Origin of the sequence: Sporosarcina sp. FA15, assembly GCF_051550195.1 — a bacterium.
Taxonomy (GTDB): domain Bacteria; phylum Bacillota; class Bacilli; order Bacillales_A; family Planococcaceae; genus Sporosarcina; species Sporosarcina psychrophila.
Genome location: NZ_CP188818.1, coordinates 2946044 through 2964154, shown reverse-complemented (window position 1 = coordinate 2964154; position 18111 = coordinate 2946044). Strand labels below are relative to the sequence as shown.

Annotated in this window: 11 protein-coding genes; 9 read left to right on the top strand and 2 right to left on the bottom strand. The window is 38.8% G+C overall.

Features of this window, described 5'->3' with window-relative positions; translation table 11 throughout:
* Window positions 1–44 precede the first annotated feature (44 nt).
* The 3 genes from ACP8HG_RS13890 (at window position 45) to ACP8HG_RS13880 (ending at window position 7385) form a co-directional block, all read left to right on the top strand.
* Complete coding sequence (locus ACP8HG_RS13890; RefSeq protein ID WP_438296845.1) at window positions 45–4862, top strand: endonuclease; 4818 nt, start codon at window positions 45–47, stop codon at window positions 4860–4862.
* A gap of 1286 nt (window positions 4863–6148) precedes the next feature.
* Entirely contained in the window at window positions 6149–6406 is a 258-nt protein-coding gene (locus tag ACP8HG_RS13885; protein ID WP_438296843.1) for a hypothetical protein, read from the top strand.
* A gap of 82 nt (window positions 6407–6488) precedes the next feature.
* Window positions 6489–7385: a DUF2628 domain-containing protein gene (locus ACP8HG_RS13880; protein WP_438296841.1), complete on the top strand. Its 897-nt coding sequence runs from the start codon at window positions 6489–6491 to the stop codon at window positions 7383–7385.
* 290 nt (window positions 7386–7675) lie between these two features.
* Here the strand turns inward: ACP8HG_RS13880 and ACP8HG_RS13875 are convergent, their stop codons facing one another.
* Window positions 7676–8002: a hypothetical protein gene (locus tag ACP8HG_RS13875; protein WP_438296839.1), complete on the bottom strand. Its 327-nt coding sequence runs from the start codon at window positions 8000–8002 to the stop codon at window positions 7676–7678.
* Between the two features lie 279 nt (window positions 8003–8281).
* Between ACP8HG_RS13875 and ACP8HG_RS13870 the strand changes: the two genes are divergently transcribed.
* The 4 genes from ACP8HG_RS13870 to ACP8HG_RS13855 are packed head-to-tail and all read left to right on the top strand — an operon-like array spanning window position 8282 to window position 12951.
* Window positions 8282–9310 (top strand): ABC transporter substrate-binding protein, encoded by a 1029-nt coding sequence (locus ACP8HG_RS13870; RefSeq protein ID WP_342539149.1) that lies wholly within the window; start codon window positions 8282–8284, stop codon window positions 9308–9310.
* A gap of 16 nt (window positions 9311–9326) precedes the next feature.
* Window positions 9327–10457 carry an ABC transporter ATP-binding protein gene (locus ACP8HG_RS13865; RefSeq protein WP_338655024.1) on the top strand — a complete coding sequence of 377 codons (1131 nt, stop codon included), beginning with the start codon at window positions 9327–9329 and terminating at the stop codon, window positions 10455–10457.
* On the top strand, window positions 10454–12157 hold the full coding sequence (locus tag ACP8HG_RS13860) for an ABC transporter permease (RefSeq protein WP_187045881.1): 1704 nt from the start codon (window positions 10454–10456) through the stop codon (window positions 12155–12157). The genes ACP8HG_RS13865 and ACP8HG_RS13860 overlap by 4 nt, the downstream gene beginning before the upstream one ends.
* 20 nt (window positions 12158–12177) lie before the next feature.
* Entirely contained in the window at window positions 12178–12951 is a 774-nt protein-coding gene (locus tag ACP8HG_RS13855) for an HAD-IIA family hydrolase (protein ID WP_187045880.1), read from the top strand.
* Here ACP8HG_RS13855 and ACP8HG_RS13850 read toward each other — a convergent pair.
* A complete protein-coding gene (locus ACP8HG_RS13850) occupies window positions 12946–13509 on the bottom strand; it encodes a glycerol-3-phosphate responsive antiterminator (protein ID WP_187045879.1) in 564 nt (187 codons plus the stop codon). The genes ACP8HG_RS13855 and ACP8HG_RS13850 overlap by 6 nt on opposite strands.
* Window positions 13510–13677: 168 nt before the next feature.
* On the opposite strand from ACP8HG_RS13850, the gene ACP8HG_RS13845 reads away from it, so the two are divergent.
* Both ACP8HG_RS13845 and ACP8HG_RS13840 read left to right on the top strand, forming a co-directional pair.
* Window positions 13678–15318, top strand: a complete 1641-nt coding sequence (locus tag ACP8HG_RS13845) for a glycerol-3-phosphate dehydrogenase/oxidase (protein ID WP_438296835.1) — start codon at window positions 13678–13680, stop codon at window positions 15316–15318.
* A gap of 356 nt (window positions 15319–15674) precedes the next feature.
* On the top strand, window positions 15675–17939 hold the full coding sequence (locus ACP8HG_RS13840) for a 5'-nucleotidase C-terminal domain-containing protein (protein ID WP_438296833.1): 2265 nt from the start codon (window positions 15675–15677) through the stop codon (window positions 17937–17939).
* The last annotated feature ends 172 nt before the right edge of the window (window positions 17940–18111 follow it).

Genomic DNA, 18111 nt, shown 5'->3' with positions numbered 1-18111 from the left:
TTTGCTTTACTCAAAAACTGTATTTATAAAGGAGAATTGTTTAGATGAGTAATAGGACTTGGAAGAAACCTGTGAATACTATGTTAGCGGCAAGTCTAGTAGCGGGCCTAGTAGTGCCGGCAATACCTGCTACAGTAAGTGCTGCAACGAATGCGACAGACCTAATTATTTCTGAATATATTGAGGGAAGCAGCTTTAACAAGGCGATTGAACTCTATAATGGGACAGGTGCAGCTGTCGATTTAAGTGCATACTCACTTGAGCTATATGACAATGGAAAAACAATTTCTCAAAAACCAGTGACGTTATCAGGAGCGTTGGAGAACGGTAAAACATATGTAATTTATCACAAAGATGCAGTTGAAGAGATTAAAAGTGTAGGAGATTTAGAGAATAGCGCTATTGCAAACTTTAGCGGTGATGATGTAATTGTTTTAAAGAAATCAGGTGAAGTCATTGATTCCTTTGGTCAAGTTGGAGCAAGAGTTGACTGGGGTAAAGATGTTACACTAGTACGCAACAGCAATATTACAACTGGAGATACAATAATTGATGATGCATTCAATCCATCAGTGGAATGGACAGCATTACCAATAAATGATTCCACCAATTTAGGTATGCACGTAATGGATGGTTCATCACCAACAGATCCAACAGAACCAGTTGAAGTGACGACAGCAACAATTACTGGAACCGCAAAAGTTGGTGAAACGTTAACGGCCTTAGTAAATGAAGGGGCGACAAATGTAACTTACCAATGGCAAGTAGCTGATGCAATAGATGGTGTTTACTCAACTATTGATGGAGCTACAAATAAGACACTGACATTAGTTGAAGGACACGTAGGTAAATTTATTAAAGTAATCGTTAATGGTGATAATGGTTCATCGATAACAAGTGATGCGACGAAAGCAGTTGCGGCAGCAGATTCAACAGATCCTGAAACGCCTGTTGAAGGGATGTCAATCGCAGATGCTCGTGCTCAAGGTACTGGTAAAGTAACAGTAAAAGGTGTCGTAACGGCAAAATTAAAAAATACGATTCATATCCAAGATAGAACGGCAGCAATTGCAGTTCGTCCAGCAACGCTGAATGTTCAACTTGGTGATGAAATTACGGTTGATGGTGCATTAGAGGAATACAATGGTTTACTACAATTAACTGGAACACTTGTAGGTGAACCAGTATCTAAAGGAGTACCAAGTCCACAAGTACTTACAGGTGCACAACTGAACGAAGCGAGCGAATCGAAACTAGTAACAGTAAATAAAGTAACGATATCTGGAGCTTCTCAAAACTATAAAGGAACGGATGCGGCTGGAACAGAATTTACTGTTCGCGATGAAAATAGCAACTTAGGATTAGTAGCTGGTACAACATACGAGTCAATCACAGGTATTGTTCAAGAATTTAGCGGCGCCTATCAAATTATTCCACGCTCACAACAAGACATTGTCGCAGATAGCTCAATTATCCAACCAGTCTTCGCGAACCCAGGAAGTGGAACATTTGTTGGAAAGAAAACAGTAGAATTATCAACGACTACAGCAAATGCGGAAATTTATTACACGTCAGATGGTAAAGATCCCATAGTTGATGGTCAAAAATATGGAAATCCGATTGAAATCACTAAAGATTCAACACTAAAAGCAGTTGTAAAAGCTGAAAACGGTGACTTTAGTGAAGTGAAGACGTTTGAATATAAAATTACAGACAGTCTTCAAATTCACGATATCCAAGGAGAAGGTCATACAACTCCCTTTAACAATCAAACCGTGGACGGAATTGAGGGCGTAGTCACTTATGCTTTCATATTGAATGGTGCATACTATTATCACATTCAAACGCCTGATGCTTTAGCAGATGACAATCCAAATACGTCAGAAGCGATTTTACTATACAGTGGGAATAAATCGTTGTCAATCAAAGTTGGTGATCTAGTATCAGTTACCGGTAAAGTAAGTGAGTACGCATATGATGGTTATTCTGATGCGAATACAACTGACTTGAAAACTACACAAATCAATGTCCGTGATGACGCAGGTGGAAGTGTTCAAGTTCTAAATAGAGACGTGAAATTACCGGATCCAATTATTATTAACAAAAAAACAATGGCGACTACAGCGATTGATAGCGATAATTTATCCGTTTTCAACCCTAAAGTGGATGCCATTGATTTCTGGGAAAGCATAGAAGGTATGCGCGTAGAAGTTGTTGATGTGAAAGCAGTAGCACCACAAGAGCATGGGGATCTTGTAACTGTTCTTGAAACTGCACCAACAAATTCACTTCATGGCGGAGTACTATATGAAGAAGGAAAACAAAATCCAAATCGTGTCCAATTCCGTTTGGAGCCAAATGGACCTGGTCGTGATTTCGAAGTAGCAACTGGCGATAAATTCAAAGGTCCTATCTCAGGGGTAGTAGGCTATTCATTCCAAAACTATAAGATCTATGTTGATTTGGCTAAAATGAAGAGTGCCCATACAAAAGGTGCTGCAACACCAGAAAAAACGGCGATTATAAAAGCGGATGACAAGTTAACGATTGCTTCGTATAACTTGGAAAATTTCTCGAATAACACAACGTCTTCTCCGAACGCTAAAGCACAGAAATTAGCACGTGCATTTGCTACTGATATGCAAAACCCGGACATTATTGGCGTAACGGAAGTTCAAGATAATAACGGTGAAAGTGCAGGGGATTCAGCGGCAAATAAAAGCTATGAAAGATTGATTGCTGAAATTGAAAAAGCTGGTGGTGTTAAATATAAATATGCCAACATCGACCCTGAAAACAACAAAGACGGCGGCGCACCAAATGCGAATATTCGCGTTGGGTTCCTCTACAATCCGGACCGTGTTACTTTAACAGAAGGTGCTACACCAGGAACTGCTACAACTACTGTAGGGTATCAAGATGGCAAGTTAACACATAACCCAGGTCGTATCGATCCAACAAATAGTGCGTTTAACAGTAGCCGTAAACCATTAGCAGCACAATTTGATTTCCAAGGGGAAAGTGTCGTGGTTATTGCGAACCACTGGAATTCAAAAACGGGGGATACGCCATTATTCGGATCTATCCAACCACCAAAATACGATAGCGAAATCCAACGCCATAAAATTGCAACTATCGTAAACAACTTTGTGAAAGATATTAAAACGGATAATCCTAAAGCGAATGTTGTATCATTAGGCGACTTTAATGATTATCAATTCTCTGAGACTCTTAAAATTCATGAGGGTAGTATAATGACAAATATGATCAATAAAGTTGAAAATTCTGATCGTTACACATATCTATACCAAGGTAACTCACAAGTGCTAGATCATATTTTAGTTACTAACAATCTAGTGAAAAATACAGTAATCGATATTCTTCATATTAACGCAGACTTCACGGATATGGCTGGCCGCGCAAGTGACCATGATCCAGTAATGGTTCAAATCGATTTAAAAGGTGAAGGTGAAGACGAAGAAGTAGATGTAACACCAATCACACCTGAAAAACTATATGATTTCAAAAATCTTACAACGAAGAAATTAACAATTACGAAACCGAGTATCTCACTTACACTAGGTGAAAACACAACGATTACAGATGGCGTTTTATTCACAGGAGATTATGCAGAATTCCACGGTGAAGGATTCGTTGACAAAACAATAACAATCAAACCATTAAAAGCTGATGCAATAATTGATTTCAAAGGAACAACTATTCAAAAAATAATTATTGATGGAACTAACGTAAAACAAATTCGTGAACTTCCTGAAAATGTTGAAATTGAATACACTAATGGAGCATCTGCAGCTAACATTCAGTTCATAGACAAAGAAGGGAACCTCGAAAATGAGGTTCCTTCTTTACCTAATGAAAACAAAGCGCCAATTGTAAAAACAGCAATTCCTAATTCAACTGTTGCAACTGGAGAAACGTTAACCTTCTTGTTATCAGATCACTTCTCTGATCCCGACAAAGATGAACTAACATTTACTTCAACAAAAGGGACGATTGAAGGAGCTACATTAACGTTAAAACTTGAAGTAGGAAGCCATATTGTAGGTGTTACTGCAACTGATGGTGAAAAAACGGCGACTACCAGCTTTACAGTTACAGTTAAAGCGGATTCTGGAGAAGAGTCACCACTAGATACGTATTACAAAGACGCGATTGGTAAGAACGGACAAGCGTTAAAAACTGCACTTCATGAGATCATCGATGATCACACTCAACTATCTTACGCTAAAGCGTGGGAAGCACTCCGTGAAACAGATGAGGATCCAACTAACGTCAACAATGTCATACTGTTTTATTCCGGAGAGTCCCGCGCTAAAAATCGCAACGGCGGATTGGTTGGCGATTGGAACCGCGAACACACCTGGGCAAAATCACACGGAAACTTTGGCACAAGTCTAGGACCAGGAACAGATATCCATCATTTACGTCCGACAGATGTACAAGTCAATAGCTCTAGAGGAAACTTAGATTTTGATAACGGCGGAAGCGCAGTTAAAGGCTGTAACGGTTGTTTCAAAACAGCAAGTTCATTTGAGCCACCAGATCGCGTAAAAGGCGACGTAGCAAGAATTCTCTTCTATATGGCAACTCGCTATGAAAAAGGCGATCGTGTAGACCTCGAATTAAATGAAAAACTTAATAACGGAAGTGCACCATACCATGGTAAACTTTCAGTCCTACTAGAATGGCATAAACAAGATCCAGTTGATGAGTTTGAACGAAATCGCAACAATGTTATCCAGGAATGGCAAGGAAACCGCAATCCGTTTATTGATCATCCGGAGTGGGTGGAACTGATATGGAAACAGGTAGGTTTAGCTGATATGCAAATTGCATCTTGAGTCAAGATTAGTTGAGAACTAGGAATAAATGAAAATCATGATGTCTAACACAATTCAGCAAACCCGTCATAGCATGATTTATATGGATGGATAAAGGATGGTTGAAGCATAAACTGTACCCCGAATTTCCGACTTCAATAAAGAAATTGAAGTAAGACTAAGATAAGAATCCTGTAGTATCGATTGAAGACGCCTTCCAGCTGATCACAGTAAATGGTCATGTGGAAGGCGCTTTTTTCTGTCTATGATTGTGTGGGTACTAGTAGAGTTGGGTAATTAAAATCAGTTGAGGTCTTCGGGGAATCGCCTCGAAGTGTCCAACGAAATCAGAGAAGCCTCTAACGAATCGGGGAAAGTGTCCATCCATTCCCGGGAACTGTCCAACCAACAAAGGAGTGTCCAACGAAACCAGAGAAGCCTCCAACGAATCGGGGAAAGTGTCCAACCATTCCCGGGAACTGTCCAACCAACAAAGGAGTGTCCAACAAAATCCTCGTAGTCTCCAACAAACTTAGAGAAGCCTCCAACGAACCGTGGAAAGCTTCCAACCATTCTCGAAAAGTGTCCAACGAATAAGGGAGTGTCCAACAAAACCCTCGTAGTCTCCAACAAACTCAGAGAAGCCTCCAACGAACTAAAATTTCAAGTACTTGTACATAACACTATTCAGTCAATCCACTCCGATTATATATTTATTAGTTGAGGAGTAAAGAAATAACTAATCATCTAAACTTCTTTAAGTTTTATATAATTGTGTGAGTCGTGGATTGTTTTTTGTTACACAGGCATCCATACAATTAATGTCAGACCTATTCTTTTATTAATCCGAATGATATAATAGTGCTATATAAATAGAAAAGATTTCCTGAGAATATAGTATAATACAATAAATCAGAAATATGGAAAGTCGGAAAAACTACGAACCGCTAATTTAAGAATACATATTATTATAGACTCTTAAACTGGAAACATTAATGGGGAAGTGTTTATTTGTTTTGTTTTAACTGCGGGGAAAAAGCTCGTTTGCAGGCGGAGTTCTGCTCTTTTTGTGGTACTCGACTTGATAGGCAACCAGAAAAAAGTAGTTATACAAATCAAAAGGGTGAAGATTCATCAGCGATGGTGGAGCCAATAGCCAAAAGCGTTCCAGAACATGTACAAGGAACCTTTTGCAAGCTACTGAAAAAATAAATGCAATGGTTGGAGAACAAGGTGCCATTTATGGGATGTTTTTTCCGCTGTCTTAAAAAAACATGTGAAGGACCGCTATAGCAGGTGCAGTGCTTGTGTATGTGAAGAAAGGAAATCTATTTAACCAACATCATCTATTGAATGCAAAATTTATTAAATTATTTTCAGTGCCTGTTATTTTGCATTCCATTTGGGATATGCTGCTCTACTATTTGCAGAATTTGATTTTTTTATATATTTTGCTGATTAGCATCGCATGGATTTTTATATTTACTTTAATAAACGCGGGACTTCAACAGATTGTACGACTAAATATAGAGCAAGTTGATGAAATTGATTTGCCAGTAGGATAGGGGATTGTATATGCATTGCACTCATTGTGGGGGTACGATTTTTGAAAAAGATCAATTTTGTGGGGCTTGTGGAAATAACCTTTTGGACAGTAATGTGGAAACACCTAGTGAGACAGAAGCACCGGACTTGTTGAAAGCTTTTGTTGGCGAGTATAAAGAGTCGTATTACTTTGGGAAATGGGCAAAAAACGAACGACGATCATGGAACTGGGCCGCTTTCTTTGCTACGCTTTTCTGGCTCGGTTATAGGAAAATGTATAAGCATGTACTAGTGATACTGCTGTTTTTGCTCATAGCTGACGTAGTACACTATTTAGTAGGAGCCTCCACCGCTCAGTTTGACTTATATATCAACATCGGTATTGCGGCGGTACTTGGTATCTGGGGTAATTTTGAATATAAAAAGTTTGCACAAAAGGAAATCAACAAATTAGAAAAGCGCTTTTCAGGTGATGAGCTTCTTGAGAAAGTACGAAAACGTGGTGATAGTAGTTGGAAAGGCTTTTGGTTAACGCTTTTGTTGATTTTCGGGTATGCAGGCATTTCAGTCGTTTTCGAATCGGTCGTACATTCTTTTACCGAGGTAGAGAGTAACACAGAATTGACAACTTATACAGATGAAGACTACGGGATCTCATTTGATTATCCAGTAATTTGGAACAATTCGGTAGAGATTAGTTATGGAACCTGGGAAAATGATTCAGAGGAAACAATCGACTTTTATTATTTAAATCACTCGAAAGAAATTGAACAATACGTATTTAGCATCATTATTTATGATGAAGTTTTAGAGGAAAGTTACTGGGGAAATAGCGATGAAATATACTTAACCAATGATGGTAATAAAACCTACACGTTGGCGATTGCTGGTGAGGCAAATGAAGAAATGCATAACCCTTTAAACCAAGAGGACGTGGATATTGTGTCAAATATGATACGTGAGTTGGAGTTTATAATAGATTCTTTTCGGTTGGAATAAGGAAGTAAGGTGAGGATTTGTGCCAAATAAAAGATTAGTTGTTTTCGATTTAACGCATAAAACGGAAAGTTCGAGCTGTAAACAATGATGTCTTTCGTGAGGGGATTTAGTGTCAGATACTCACTAGCGTTGCGTAGAAACCATAATAAATAAAAAATCTGATACTTTTACATTTGTGGTCAGACTAAAAATGGAAAAAGGAATTGAGTCTGTGTAAATGACTCAGTTCCCTTTTTTTTTATAATTTATTTTTGGGTCGTTCTCTTGCATATTTAAAAAATGTTCTTTGATTATTGGGCTAACAATGACGAAATCCTTTCCATATCGTATGGGCTTCGGTACTTTCTGTTTACCTTTACTCTTCTTCTTTTTTCGCTAGAACTCTTGCAGAAGCCTATAGCATTGCTCTGTAATAACCAATAATGACTGGCGAAATGACCAAGTAATTCTGCTAAATCTCTTGTATCTAAATCAATAAGCCGCCGACTGATTTGCGAATGACTAATGGACATTAAATTAATCCCATTCCCGAAATTTTTACTAGAACGAATACCAGTTTCAATTTGTCTAAGAGATTCCCACTTACAAAGATTTGCGATAATAACCGTTTTTATCATAGAAAAAACGGTTGGCTTTTTTGCGTTGTAATTCAGAGTGGACAGGTGCTCACACATTTTAGCTTTGTTACAAGCACAGGCCTTCTTCAATTAATAATTATTTCTATTAATTAGGGGTTGTATTATTCTGAATAAATTGTATACTGGGTATAGTTACATAACTAGGCAGAGACTATGAGATGAATGCCTAAATGAAAACCCTTACATTGATAGGGGTTTCATTTAGCATTCATCTTTTTTGTTGCCTAGATTACAAAATATTACTATAGGGGGATAATCATGAAAAGAGCGGGCTTAATGGCTGCTAGTATTCTATTAGCGGCAAGTGTACTAGGTGGATGTGCGGGTGGATCTTCAGATGGTGGGAGCGGTAAAGGTAGTCGAATTACACTTTATTCACCTGAGACTCCAGACTTTACGAAAGAACTTGCTCAAAAGTATCAGGAAACGCATGATGAAAAAGTGGATGTCCATTATGCAGGTACGAACGTCCTTGTCAATCAGATGTTAGCAGAGAAAGATAATCCGAAAGCTGACGTTTGGTATGGCGGTGGGGGGATTCTTCCCTTCGAAGCAGCAGTTGAAAAAGGGATTCTTGGTAAGTATATTCCTGATTTTGCAGCAGATTGGGACATAGTTGAAAATGGTATTAAAATGAAACATGGAGATGGCAACTACGTCGGAGTCGAAATCTTCGTATTAGGTTTCGCATACAATACGGAGCTCGTTACAGAAGAAGAAGCCCCGAAAACGTGGGAAGATTTGCTTGATCCTAAATGGGAAGGGAAAATTCAGTTCCCTAACCCGGCAGCTTCCGGAACAGCAACATTAATGGTCATGGATCAAATGATGCGCAATGGGGAAGACGAAGCATGGGCTTATTTTGAGAAACTTGTTAAACAAGCAAACTCTATGCCGGATTCAGGGTCAACGCCTACAAAATCAGTATCTATGGGTGAAGCGCATATTGCTGTCGGTTTTGACTTCATGGCATATGAACAAAAAGCCAAAGGTGAAAGTGTGGACTTCGTAGTGCCTGATAAAACGCCAGTTCTCGTAAACCCAGTATCCATCATTGAAGGTGGTCCAAACGAAGAAGGCGGAAAGAAATTCATCGATTTCCTTCTATCTAAAGACGCTCAACAAATAATGGCAAACTGGTACCATATTCCGATAAACCCTGAAGTGGAATCGAAAACACCACTAACACTTGATAACATTAAAGAGCATGCGGTTGAGCTCGATATCGATTGGGTTAACGCAAACTATGACCGTGTACGAAGCGAATGGCAAGCTAAATTTCAATAAATAAGGGGGTGTAGTGATGGGCTCAGTAAGAATAAGCAATCTCATAAAAACATTTGGTGACTTTACTGCACTGAATGATATTAACCTAGATATAGAGGAAGGCGAGTTTTTTGCCCTCCTCGGCCCTTCTGGGTGTGGAAAGACGACGACTATGCGTTGCATAGCCGGTTTTGAGGATCCTACCTCTGGAAGCATTTACATAGGCGATCGTGAAGTGGAAAATATTCCGGCAAACAAACGAAATTGTGGAATGGTATTTCAAAGCTATGCATTATTCCCTCATATGAATGTATTCGACAATGTTGCCTACAGCCTGGATATCAAACAATTAAATTCTAGTAACCCCATTAAGCAAATGGGTATCTACGCACGACTTTTGAACAAGAGATTTGGAAAACATCCGAAAGAGACAATAGAGAAAGTAATGAAAATACTTAAATATGTGGAATTGGATAATCATGCGGAACGGATGACTAGTGAACTGTCGGGTGGGCAGCAGCAACGGGTCGCTCTTGCTCGGGCACTTGTCATGGAACCGGCAGTACTTCTGATGGATGAACCACTTTCGAACTTGGACCAGGCACTTAGGCATTCAATGAGAAATACGATAAGAACAATTCAACAGGATTTAGGGATAACTGCTATTTTCGTTACTCATGATCAGGAAGAAGCCATGAGTATGGCTGATCGTATTGCAGTTATGGATAAAGGAAATATAGTTCAAATCGGTACGCCGACAGACTTATACAGTAATCCTGCTTCTCCATTTATAGCAAACTTTGTAGGAACGTCTAACATACTAAAGGGGACAGTCTTAGGTGAAGAAAACGGATTAACAATTGTAAAAGGCGAAGGTTTCTTAATTAAGTCAGCTAACAAGACAACAAAAAAAGAAGTAGATGCAATCATACGTCCTGAACACGTGAAAGTCGAAGCTGCTGATAGTGTCATCGATGAAACGAAAACAAATGTTATTGAAGGAACAGTTGTTATGTCCACATACTTGGGATCAGTGGTTCGCTATGATGTACAAGTCGGCGGTTATCAACTTATCGTTGATACAACATACACTTCCGGGGTAAGCATTTTTAAAGAAGGAAGGAAGGTTAAACTGACGGTGGAACATGGAAGGGTGCTGTTGATATGAAGAAATTCAAAGACAGATTCAGTGGATTAACGCTCATTAAGATATTGATTTATGCGTTTTTCGGTCTGTTTATGCTCCTTCCCTTGTTTTCAGTATTTCTAGTCAGTTTTACTGGCCAACCCATCAATCTGCTAGGCTCATTAACGGATCCAGCTATATTCAGTTCAACAATAGAAAAATTGAAAGGTATGTCTTTAGAAAACTATAAAAAGATATTTACGAATGCGGGCTATTTATCTGCATTGAAAAATAGTCTACTTTTAGGATTCACTGTTACCATTATTGTCATTTTGGTATGTATCCCGCTTGCATATGGGATTGCTAGAACGAAGATGCCTTTCAAAAAAACGATTTCCGCACTATGTATGGTACCACTAATCGTACCGACATTCATATCTTCATATGCGTTTATCATTATGTTTGGACGCGCAGGATGGGTAACACAGATTTACAACGCACTAGGCGGGGAGGGAATGTTTGTAAACCCGTACTCGATGACGGGTGTTGTTTTAGTACAAGTATTCTTCTTCTTCCCTTATGCTTTATGGCCACTTGTTGCTGCATTTAAAGTAAGTGATGTAAGTTTGGAGGAAGCATCACAGAACTTGGGTGCCAAAAGTTGGTTTACATTTGCATTCGTGACATTTCCACTTGCACTACCGGGTGTCATTTCTAGTGCACTCCTAATTTTCACTGTTAGCTTCTCGGATTTTGGGACACCAATCGTTCTTGCTCCTAAGGAATTGAACTTGCTTGTCGTTGAGGCGTATCGTGAAATTTCCGGTTTCTTTAACTGGGGTGGTGCTGCAATTTTGACTGTTGTCATGGTGATTGTTGCCGCATTCTTCTTTTGGCTTCAACACTTATTTACAAAAGGAAAGAATTATGGTTCTGTTTCCGGAAAGCCAAAACAGCAGAAATTGATTGAAAACAAATTATTGACTAGAATTCTATCAGGCTATTCTTTCTTCATCGTATTAGTGCCGCTTCTAGCAATGCTTTCAATTGCATTACAATCAGTTGCAACGACCTGGGGAAAAAATCTATTACCGAACGGTTATACATTAGATCATTATAAGACTATTTTCTCTACCTCAATGGGGAATATTCAAAATAGTATTATGCTTGCCACTGGAGCGCTCGTTCTGAGTGTAATTATTGCTACTTTTGTTTCTTACTTTGTTGTAAGACAAAACTCTGCGAAACTCGATTTCATGGCATCTATTCCACTCGTTGTTCCTGGAATTGCGTTTGGGATTGCAATGATCCAAACATTTAATACTGCACCGTTACAATTGACGGGTACAGCGTTTCTCCTCATCATTGCATATACAATTCGTCGGCTCCCTTACATGGTTCGTTCGACAATGGGGGCGATGCGCGCTATAAAGCAAGACATTGAAGAAGCTGCTATTAATCTTGGTGCAACTCCACTTACTGCAGCCATTACGATTATCGGACCACTTATGCTTCCGGGAATCGCAGCAGGATCGGTTTTGGTATTCATTACAGTCATAAAAGAAGCAAGTGTATCTATTTTGTTAGCTCCACCAGAATGGGCGCCAATGAGTTTGGCGATTTTCCAAAATATTTTACGTGGAGAATATTACTCTGCGGCTGCAATGTCGATTATTTTAGTAGTACTCGTTCTTGTACTGCAGGCAATTGCTACTGGAATAGGTAGAAAACAAAAGCTATGAATTTATGGGAGTGAAGTGTCTTGAAAGGATTCATATTTGATCTTGATGGAACAATATATGTGGATGATGGAATCATTAGTGGTGTTGCAGAAGCAATAAAAGAATTGAAGGAACGCGGCGATAAGGTCGTGTTTCTTACGAATAAATCAATTGCAAGTAGAAATGATTACGTTGAAAAGTTAAATAAGCTTGGTATTGAGGTAAAGATTGATGAAGTGATCAATTCGAATTACATCACTGCACATTATCTGAAGTCAGCAATGGATGAAGGGGATACTGTATATGTAATTGGAGAAGAGCCTTTATTCAAAGAGCTTTCAGATGAAAAAATAAAGTTGGCAGATGTACCTGAAAAAGCATCCTATGTTGTTCTCGGATGGGACCGTGAGTTCACTTATGATAAGTTAAATATCGCTTTTCAAGCATGGCGAAATGGAGCAAAAATTATTGCGACTAATCCTGATCGGACATGCCCAGTACAAGGTGGGGAAATTCCAGATTGTGGGGCTATGATTGGAGCAATTGAGGGGGCCACCGGTGAACCCATAACAACAATTACCGGAAAGCCATCTTCGATGATGGCGGAATACGTTTTGAATAACGTTTTAGACATGCAAGCGAGTGATTGTTACATGGTCGGAGACAGACTGGAAACGGATATTAAAATGGCTAAAGAAGCCGGTATTCAATCCGTACTTGTCATGACAGGCATTACAACGCCTGAAATGTTAAGGAAGACTGACTACCAACCTGATTTTGTACTTGAGAGTGTAAAAGATATTAGTACGTTATAAGTCGAAATTCCACATTTCAGGATCTCCAGAAGAAACGGCGAGAGCGCCAGCCTGTAGTGCATCATGGACTTCAGATATTTGAGTTATTAGTCCACCTGCAATAATTGGATAATTCAGTTCTGAGGAGAGCTCATCAATGATTTTTGGCATGATACCAGGCATGATTTCTACAGCGTCAGGGCGACAAGATTTCACCATCTCAATACCTTTTTGGATTGCGCTTCTGTCTAATAAAAAAATACGCTGTATCGTCATTAGTCCAACTTCATTTGACATTTTAACAATGTGGCTCTTTGTTGTGATAATACCCGTAGGTTTCCAAAATTCAGCAACATAACTGAGGGCGTTTTTAGAATTCGAAATTCCATCTATAAAATCTAGATGGATGAAGACATATTTACCTGCCTCTTTAAGTTGTTTGATATAGTCAGCTATCGTCATTAAATTTCCAGTGAGTAAGAAAACAATATTAGCATTACTTGTAAGTGACCGTTGTAAATCTTCTTCATTTTGCACAGATGCAATTATTTGCGATTCAACCATATCAACTAAGCGCATAGAGGATTTCCTTCTTTCAATCATTGGAGTGTTTACCTAATAATTATAACATACTAAATAGAGTAATAAATTGAATAAAGGTCAGAGAAGAAGAGAAAGGCCATTACGATGCCCTCCCATAGAGTGAGGGATATTGTGATGGCCTTATTTTGTAAAGGAGATTATAAAATGAAAAACTTTTCTTATATGGATAGAAATAAAGTGTTGTCAGGGATTGAGGGAGAAGAGTATGATGTCATAATCATCGGGGGAGGTATTACTGGAACTGGAATAGCCCTGGATTGCACAACACGTGGGCTGAAGACGCTTCTTGTGGAAATGCAAGATTTCGCAGCGGGGACATCGAGTCGGTCAACTAAATTGATCCATGGAGGTCTTCGGTACTTAAAACAATTTGAAGTGAAAATGGTAGCGGATGTAGGAAAAGAAAGAGCAATTGTTTATGAAAATGCCCCACATGTCACTCACCCGGAATGGATGCTTCTTCCTATTTATAAAAAAGGGACTTTTGGAAAGTATTCTACTTCTATCGGACTTCAAGTATATGACTTTCTAGCTGGTGTTAAACGTAGTGAAAAGCGGAAAATGTTATCTCGGGATGAAACACTAAAAAAAGAACCTTTACTAAAAAAAGAAGGCCTTTTGGGTGGAGGATATTATGTTGAATATCGTACAGACGATGCCCGGTTGACAATTGAAGTCGCGAAGAAGGCGGTAGAAAAAGGTGCAGACCTACTAAGTTATACGAAAATGGAAGAATTCTTATATACCTCTGATGCCCGTCTATCAGGTGTTTATATTAAGGATATGTTGACAGGGAAAAGGTTTAGGGTAAATGGTAAGAAAATTGTTAATGCTTCCGGTCCTTGGGTTGAAAAAATAATTGGCATGGATCGAAAGATTGATGGTAAAAGCCTTCTTCATACAAAAGGTGTCCATATTGTTATTGACGGAGCAAAATTCCCACTTCGACAGCCGATTTATTTCGATACACCAGATGGACGAATGGTTTTTGCGATTCCAAGAAACGGAAAAGCCTATGTAGGAACGACAGATACTGTATTCGAAGATGAATTGCAGCATCCTCAAGTTACAGTCAAAGATAAGGAGTATTTATTGAAATGTATCGAGTTTATGTTTCCAGCGGCAAGCGTTGGTTTGGATGATATCGAATCGACTTGGTCGGGTGTAAGGCCCTTAATTCATGAGGCAGGAAAGGGTCCTTCAGAAATTTCGCGGAAAGATGAGGTATGGATCTCGGAAACCGGGCTTATCACGATTGCAGGTGGGAAATTAACAGGCTATCGGAAAATGGCTGAAACAGTAACTAATTTACTCTGCAAGGAACTGCGAAATGTAGGAGTGCAAAGTGGTAGTTCAATCACTAAAGACTTGAAGTTATCAGGAGGGGAATTTAATAACCCCAAAAAATTACCAAACTTTATAACTTCCAAAGCAAGAGAAATTACATCACTTGGTATTTCGATTGAAGATGCGACAAATATAGCTGCCTTATATGGGACAAACACAGACGTTATTGTTAGCCTGAAGAACGAGGTATTAAAGGAGACAGGGTTACCGCTCTCAATCACACTGACACTTCATTATGCCATAAAACATGAAATGATCTTAACCCCAGTCGATTACTTTATGCGAAGGACTGGAACAATCTTCTTCGACATTAATTGGGTAGAGACTTGGAAACTTTCGGTGATTGACTACATGGCACAATTTATGGAGTGGACACAAGAACGAAAAGAGAAGCTTACAGAAGAATTAGAGATGCGCATATTGGAAGCAAAAGCATAGAATTTGAGGTTGATGAAGTTCGTTCGTGAATCGGATGTAGGATACGGCTAAGCCTCTTAATTGGTCAAAGTTCTTTGATTTCTTTAAGTACCAGAGACGAGTTGAACCCTAAAATAAAAGGAACCCTGAACTATTGTGCTATTTGTCTGGCTACTTATACTAGTTCCAATTTAATATTGTCCTTCGGATGTACTCGTCCTAAGTATTATAGGAGTGAATAAATTTCAAGTATGCTGCGCTCCACGTCAATCGGAAAACTCACTTTAATTGAAGGACAACTTGTTAGAGAAAGGTGTAAATGCTATACTCGGAGAGGTATTCTTAAGATTCCGAAAATAATAGGGGGAAATAATGAAATGGTTAAATTTAAAACATCTATATCAATTATTTTAGCAATCGTATTGGTTCTGGGAGCTGGAACTTTCTCTATGCAAAAAACCGCTAGTGCGGAAGAAAAAGAGATTAATATTACACTGCTTGCAACCTCAGATATTCATGGTCGTTTCATGCCTTGGGATTATGCAGTGGACGGATCAAACCCAAGCGGAAGTTTAACGCAATTGTTTACAATTATTAAAAATGTACGTGAACAGAATCCAAATACAATTCTTCTGGATAATGGTGATATGATTCAGGATAATTCAGCAGAACTGTTCAATGATCAACCAGAGTCACCTTTAATGAAGGCTTTAAATGAAATGGATTATGATGCATGGTCTTATGGTAATCATGAGTTTAATTTTGGATTGGATACGTTGGATAAGGTATCCAGCCAGTACAAAGGTCCGAAATTGGCGGGGAATGTTTATAAAGATAATGGCGATCGATTTTTACCGGCTTATACGATTATCGAAAAAGAAGGCGTTAAAATTGCGATTATTGGTATGGTCACGCCATTAATCGTTGAATTTGAAAAAGGTACTAATCATCTGGATGGTTTGGTTGTTAAAAATCCAGTTGAAGAGACAAAAAAGGTAGTTAAAGAGTTAGAAGGAAAAGTAGATGTCATGATTGGCATAATGCATATGGGTCTAGAAAATGAAAATGGGATTCCTGGAACGGGCGTGCGCGATGTTGCAAACGCAGTACCTGAGTTAGCTGCCATTTTTGGGGGCCACAATCATGTACTGATTGAAAAAGAAGTGGTAAATGGTGTTTTAATTACAGAACCCAATAAATACGGTACACATATTTCCCAAATAGATTTGACTTTCAATCGCGAGGGTACAAAATATATTCTGAAAGATAAAGATGCAAAAGCAATTCCAGTTAAATCAGTTGACGGAACGCTTGTTGAATCGGACAGTAAGTTGGAAAAACAATTGGAATCGTTTCATGAGTTCGCTCGTGCGGATGCGAATATTGTTGTGGGGCAGCTGAAAGGAATGAACCTTGTTCCGAAAAATGAAATCACCGGAATTCCAGCTGTACAAATTCAAGAAACACCTTTGTCGGACTTTTTCCATGAAGTCATGCTTCATTACAGTAATGCGGATGTAGTGGCGCATCAAATTGATAACGATAAGGCTTTCTTGGATATCGGTCCTATTAAGAAAAAGGATATTGCATACAATTATCAGTTTGCCGGTGGAGAAATATCGGTATATGAAGTAACCGGAAAAGATTTGAAAGACTATATGGAATGGGCTGCCGGCTACTTTAACAGTACTCGATCAGGAGATGTAACGATTAGTTTTGATAAAACGCGTCGTGCATCAAAATATAGTACAAACGACTTTTTTGGCAACGTCAAATACGATATCGATTTAACAGAGCAAGCAGGTAACAGAATCAAAAATCTTCGCAGATTAGATGAAACACCAATTAACATGGAAGACAATCTAACACTTGGCATGAATGCGTACAGGATGGACTTCCTTCTTTCAAAGGGACAGCCATTTGAAGCACGAAAATTCAATATGCTTTGGTCCTCTAAAAATGAAAGCGCATATGGTGAAACAGGAGGCACAATCCGTAATTTGGCGATTAAATATTTAAAAGAAGAGATGAAAGGTGAGTACACACCGATTCTTCAAAGCAACTGGAAAGTTATCGGAGTAGATACAAAATCACCGTCATATTCAGCGGTCGTTGATCTTGTCAATAAAGGCATTTTGGAAATCCCTACTACGGAAGACGGGAAATTCACAAACATCGCATCTATCAATGCAAATGATAATGTAACGAAAGAGGAGATTAAAGCCCTTTCTTTAAAAGCCAAAGTAAGTGATAGTCATTTTTCCAAAGTGAAAACGACAGGAGAATTTTATCAGGAGCTATCAAAAGTATTAAAAACCCCTGCCCCTGTCGAAGATGAAGGAAAAGATAAGCCGGTTAGTCCGAGCAAACCGACACCGGATAAAGTTAAACCAGTTAGCCCGAGTAAACCCGCACCAGATAAAGCTAAACCCGTAGTCACAAAACCAGCAACACCTAAAGGAAATGTTACCGCATTCTACTTGAATGTTCGTTCTCATCCAGCAAACGGCGGGAAATCTTATGGCACCGTATCTAAGAATACAGAGCTAACTATTTTAGGAGAAGAAAAAGGCTGGTATAAGATTTCATACAAAGGCAAGACAGCATATGTTTACAGCCGATATGTGAAAATACAAAAGTAATAACTAGAAAAGAAGGTCATTGTGTCAAGCACCGGTACCCTTAGTCAATTCTGACACTGGTGAATAGCCTCGAAGAAAATAGTCCTTCAATCCATTAATGGATTAAGGGGCTATTTCTTTTGCTGTTCATTCTATACTTTAACTAATTTCTCTTGAACGTCGAATAAACTAA